Annotated in this window: 6 protein-coding genes; 2 read left to right on the top strand and 4 right to left on the bottom strand. The window is 72.6% G+C overall.

What is annotated here, in order from left to right; translation table 11 throughout:
* From ABTZ89_RS35595 to ABTZ89_RS35585, 3 genes are all read right to left on the bottom strand, one after another.
* On the bottom strand, window positions 1–554 hold a 554-nt coding region (locus tag ABTZ89_RS35595), incomplete at its 3' end, for an IclR family transcriptional regulator (protein WP_351053265.1).
* Window positions 555–558: 4 nt separating this feature from the next.
* On the bottom strand, window positions 559–1,764 hold the full coding sequence (locus tag ABTZ89_RS35590; protein WP_351053262.1) for a fumarylacetoacetate hydrolase family protein: 1,206 nt from the start codon (window positions 1,762–1,764) through the stop codon (window positions 559–561).
* Window positions 1,761–2,627 carry a hypothetical protein gene (locus ABTZ89_RS35585; RefSeq protein ID WP_270950891.1) on the bottom strand — a complete coding sequence of 289 codons (867 nt, stop codon included), beginning with the start codon at window positions 2,625–2,627 and terminating at the stop codon, window positions 1,761–1,763. The genes ABTZ89_RS35590 and ABTZ89_RS35585 overlap by 4 nt, the downstream gene beginning before the upstream one ends.
* Window positions 2,628–2,909: 282 nt before the next feature.
* On the opposite strand from ABTZ89_RS35585, the gene ABTZ89_RS35580 reads away from it, so the two are divergent.
* Entirely contained in the window at window positions 2,910–3,689 is a 780-nt protein-coding gene (locus tag ABTZ89_RS35580; protein WP_270950893.1) for a DUF2470 domain-containing protein, read from the top strand.
* Window positions 3,690–3,701: 12 nt separating this feature from the next.
* Here ABTZ89_RS35580 and ABTZ89_RS35575 read toward each other — a convergent pair whose 3' ends face one another.
* Window positions 3,702–4,061, bottom strand: coding sequence for a hypothetical protein (locus ABTZ89_RS35575; RefSeq protein WP_270950895.1), 360 nt, complete (start codon window positions 4,059–4,061; stop codon window positions 3,702–3,704).
* 112 nt (window positions 4,062–4,173) lie between these two features.
* Here ABTZ89_RS35575 and ABTZ89_RS35570 point away from each other — a divergent pair, with 112 nt between their 5' ends.
* The gene (locus ABTZ89_RS35570; RefSeq protein WP_408641889.1) at window positions 4,174–4,983 is read left to right on the top strand and encodes a CPBP family intramembrane glutamic endopeptidase; all 810 of its coding nucleotides are present in this window, start codon (window positions 4,174–4,176) and stop codon (window positions 4,981–4,983) included.
* The last annotated feature ends 144 nt before the right edge of the window (window positions 4,984–5,127 follow it).

Raw genomic sequence — 5,127 nt, 5'->3', positions numbered from 1 at the left:
GCCACGGTGAACGCGCCGGGCTGGAAGTCGCCGCTGCTGGTGAGCCAGCTCGGGCCGCCGGGCGGCAGGTCCACCGCTCGCCCCGCCGCTCCGCGCTGCACCGGATGACGGCTGCCCACCCGGTACGACACGTGGCAGACGGTCCACGACGGTTCCACCACGGCCACGGCCTGCGCCTCGCCGCCATCGGCGACCGTCAGGTGCACCGTCGCCCCGACCCGCTCGGCCAGATCGCGCAGCGCGGGCAGCGACGCCACGCGCAACTGCGGCAGCACCCGCCCGGCCAGCCACAGGACGCTCAGACCCAGCCGCACCTTCGAGCCCTCGCGGCGCACCAGGCCGCGGCGCTGCAGCGGTCCGAGCAGCCGGTACACGGCCGCGCGGCTGACGCCGATGGTCGCGGCCAGATCGCTGATCGTCGGCGCTTCGCTCTCCGACTCCGCCACCGCCTGCAGCAGGCTCAGCCCGCGCTCCAGCGTCAGCGAGCTCTCCTTGGTGCTGGGCTGGGCGTCGTGGAGCGCGCGGATCGGCTCCGGGGTGGTTGGTGGAGCCATCGCGTCACCTCCGAGCGGCGGCCAGCACCGTGCCGGTCACCTCGCCGAGCCCGACCACCGTTCCCCCGGGCCCCGGCGCACTACCCCGCAGTGTCACCCGGTCCCCGTCCTGGAGGAAGGTGCGCTGCTCGCCGTCCTGCAACGTGATCGGTTCGGCCCCGCCCCAGGTCAGCTCCAGCAGGCAACCGCACTGGTCGCGCTGCGGCCCGGACACGGTGCCGGAGGCGAACAGGTCGCCCGGGCGCACCGTCGCGCCGTTCACCGTCAGGTGCGCCAGCTGCTGCGCGGGCGACCACATCATGTGCTCGAAGCGCGGCCGGGACAGCACCGTCTCGTTGCAGCGCACCTCGAGCCGCAGGTCCAGCCCCCATGGCTCGGTCTCCACCAGGTAGGGCTGCAGAACGTGGTCCGGGCCCGGCAGCGGGATCCGGGCCTGCTCGAAGGCCGCCAGCGGGGTGATCCAGCCGGCGATCGAGGTGGCGAAGGACTTGGCCAGGAACGGACCGAGCGGGTCGGACTCCCAGGTCTGGACGTCCCGCGCCGACCAGTCGTTGACCAGCGCGACGCCGAACACGTGCTCCGCGAAGTCCGATGTGGACACCCGGGTGGCCGGTTCGCCGCCGCAGACGAACCCGACCTCCGCCTCGAAGTCCAGCCGCCTGGTCGGGCCGAACGCGGGGTGCAGGTCGCCGGCGGCCTTGCGCTGCCCGCTCGGCCGGTGCACGTCGGTGCCCGAGACGTACACCGTGCCGGAGCGGCCGTGGTAGGCGATCGGCAGGTGCGACCAGTTCTCCGGCACCGGCGCGGCGGCGCGGCGGAAGATGCGGCCGACGTTCTCCAGGTGGTGCCGCGAGGCGGAGAAGTCGACGTAGTCGGCGACGGTGAACGGCAGCACCAGGGTGTGCCAGTCGGTGCGCACCAGGTTCGCGCCCGCCGGTGCGCGATCGGCGTCGACGATCTCGACGAGCCGCTCGCGCAGCTCCTGCCAGCGCTCGCGGCCCGCGGCCAGCAGCGGATCGAGGGAATCGCCGGAGACCAGCTCGGCGAGTCGAGGTCCGAGCGCCCCGGAGATGCCGCGCAGCGGCAGCGCGTGCCGACCGACCCGCACCGCGACGACGGGACCGTTGCCGGTCACCAGCACCCCGTAGGGCAGCGTCTGCGGGCCGAACGGCTGGTCCGGGGCGAACTCGGGATCCTCGATCCAGGTCAAAGCAACCCCAATCCTTCCAACTCGGCGATCGGGTCCTTCAACGATCGTGCGCCGTAGGAGGCGAAGACGTCGCGAACCGCTTTGGCCGCGTCGTCGGACAGCGCCCGGGCCTCGGCCGCGAGCGCGGCGCCGTCGGTGCTGGCCAGCGCCTCGCGCACGTCCTTGCCGGACAGCGAGCGAGCGGTGGCGACCAGCAGGTTGAGGAAGCCGTGGTGGGTGAACCCGGTCTCCGGGTCGGTGCCGCGCACCGCGTAGTGCAGGCCGGTGGTGGCCTTGAACGGCACCTCGAGGCTGGCCGCGACCGCGAGGAAGTCGTTGACCACGTCGACCGAGGGCACCGATTCGGCGGTCGGACCTCCGCAGCGCAGCTTCGGCCAGCAGCCGTGCTCCGCCACCCGGCGGATGCCGTCCAGCCAGCCGTCGCCGCCGCGCCGCGGCTCGACGACCCGGATGATGTCCTCGGGCACGAACTCCGACACCCGCTCCAGCCAGATGTCGTCGACGTCCGACGGCGCGGGCATCTCCACCATCCGCAGCGCCAGCAGCTCCTGCCTGCCCTCGATGATCGACAGCGCCTTCGGCACCCCGCCCAGGCCGGTGTCGCACACCAGCGAGAGCGGCACCGGGGCGCTCGGCTTGACCTTGGCCAGCTCGGTGATCAGCTCGGCGAGCCGCGAGGCCTGGCACAGGATCGGCCCCAGCAGTCCGGTGAAGGCACCGCCGCGCGCGTCGAGGTGGTCCGCCACGACCTGGGGAACGGCCGGTGTTCCCGGTGGGAACAACGCGGCGTCGTCAACCAGACGGGCGAACAAGGGCGGGATGCCGCGCGGACCGGGCGCGCGAAGCTCAACAGCGCTTGACACGGCTGACACGCTAATGCCGTATCGCCCAGTGAACAAAGGTGCCCGATAAACGGACGTCCGGCGGGGTCATGAGCGCCTCCCTCGCCTGGTTCGAACCTCATCATCCACCGGGCACCGACCAGGGCCGACGACCCCCTCCCACCACCGGCGACGATCGGCTCCCGCAGCAGCGTCCCAGCTGGTAGTAAGGGGACGTCGGCGAAATCGGGTCGAGATCCCCCGACCAGACGACTTCCGCACCCCGCCCTGATAAGTTAGGGTTGCCTAAGTTGGAGGTGAGCGGTGAGCGAGACGACGACCCGGAAGCCCGCCACGCCCAGCCCGGCGGAGCGGGCCAGGAGCATCGCCAAGCGAGGCGGCCGGGCCGCGCTCCTGCCGTCCAGCGAAACCTCGGTGCGCGTCGCCCCGCTGCTGCACCACGTGCACGCGGACGGCTCGGCCACCGTGCTGCTGGCCGACGACCACCCGCTGATCGCCGCCGCCTGGCAAGCCCCGCGCAGCGAACTCGCCGCGGTGCTGGAGATCGCCGACCCGACGCCCGTCCGGCTCCGCGAACCGGTGCGCGGCCTGCTGTGGCTGACCGGCTGGGTGAGCCTGCTGGAAGGCGACGACGCCCGCGCTGAAGTGCTCGCGGTCGCCGAGGAGCGCCCGGACCCGCGGCTGCTGGACGCCGGGCACGGCGCGACCGTGCTGAAGCTGGAGTCGGCGTCGCTGGTGCTGGCCGACTCCGAGGGCACCAGCTCGGTGGACGTGGCCGACTTCCAGGCCGCCGCGCCCGACCCGTTCTGCATGCAGGAGGACTCCTGGCTGCGCCACCTGGAGCTGTCCCACCGGGACGTCGTCGGCCTGCTCGGCCGGCACCTTCCGGAGCAGCTCCGCGGCGGCCACGTCCGCCCGCTCGGCCTGGACAAGTACGGCCTGCGCCTGCGCGTGGAGTCCACCGACGGCGACCACGACGTCCGCCTCGCCTTCTCCCGCCCGGCGACGACGACCGAACACCTCGGAGCCGAACTCCGCCGCCTCGTCGGCTGCCCCTTCCTCGCGCAACAGCGCTCCGCCTGACCCGGAGCGACGTCAGTCGTCCTGGACGGTCTCGGAGTCCAGGGGTTCGAGGCGGTGGATCCGGCCGCTGCGGAAGCGCAAGCCGTGAGCGCCAGGGCCGACCAGCATCGCCTCGTCGACGCCGCCCCGGCGGGTGATCATCCACAGGAACGAGCGCGCCACCACGGCAGCCCGGCCGGGGCTCGTCCCGTCGACGAACCGCACCTGGAGTCCACCCGGGTCGCAGTGCCGCAGCTCCACCAGGACGCCGTCGCGCACGCCGAGCAGGTCCGCCGAGCCCACGGGTCCGTCGAGCGCCTCGAACCCGCGCACCGCCTGCAGCACGCGCACCGCGCGTTCGGTGTCGGCCGCACCCCACACGAACACGTCCATGCCCACCTCCGCCGGGCCGTCACCGATCCGACGCCACCACCCCGCGGGCCGTTCCGGAGCAGGTTTCCCGGTATTGCCAGACGGTTCCACCCGTCCAGGTAGGTTCGTTCGGGTGAGCACCCTGCGCGCCTGGCTGGCCCCCACCCGCCCCGGCGATCCCGCCGCGATCACCGATCGCCGGGAGCGCAAGGCGATCATCGTCGAGCTGGTCGTGGTGTTCACCGTGACCCTCGGCCTGTCCGGTCTGCAGAGCCTGCTGTCCCTGCTGGACGCACTGCTGCGCCCGGAACCGCTGGCCGACCAGCACGCCGCGATCAACGTCCCGCGCGCCGAGCTCGGACTGCTCGACATGTTCCAGCAGCTGGTGAGCGTGACCCGGCTGATCGCCTGGGGCGCGCTGGGCGCGTTCCTGCTGTGGCGCAGCGGAGTGGCGCTGTGGCGAGTCGGTCTCGACCGCTCCCAGCCGGCGCGGGACTTCTTCCGCGGCATGGGCCTGGCCGCGCTGATCGGCATCCCCGGCCTGGGCCTCTACCTGACCGCGCACGCGCTCGGCCTCAGCCTGACGGTCCAGCCGTCCACTTTGGACGACGCATGGTGGCGCGCCCCGGTCCTGACGCTGGCCGCCTTCGGCAACTCCTTCGCCGAAGAGGTCCTGGTGGTGGCCTACCTGCTGACCCGCCTGCGGCAGCTGGGCTGGTCGGAGAACCGCGCGCTGTGGTTCTCGGCGGTCCTGCGCGGCAGCTACCACCTGTACCAGGGCTTCGGCGGGTTCGTCGGCAACGTGGTGATGGGCCTGGTCTACGGCCGGATCTGGCAGCGCTCCAACCGCCTCTGGCCGCTGATCGTCGGCCACGCCCTGATCGACGTCGTCGCCTTCGTCGGCTACGCAGCCCTCCGCGGCCGAGTCGGCTGGCTCCCGTAACCCCGCAAATCAACGAGGTTTTTCCACCCTCGTCCTGCATAGCGGTGCCGGTAGCGGAACCTCAGCGCCCGCCTGGACTCCGGGTGCCAACCCTTATGTATGCCAATACACGGCGGGTTGGCCGTCCTCGCCAGGCGAACGCTG

This window comes from Saccharopolyspora sp. NPDC002686 (genome assembly GCF_040295745.1).
Taxonomy (GTDB): domain Bacteria; phylum Actinomycetota; class Actinomycetes; order Mycobacteriales; family Pseudonocardiaceae; genus Saccharopolyspora; species Saccharopolyspora oryzae.
Note: the sequence above shows the minus strand (reverse complement) of the source record. Positions and strands in the feature narration are given on the sequence as shown.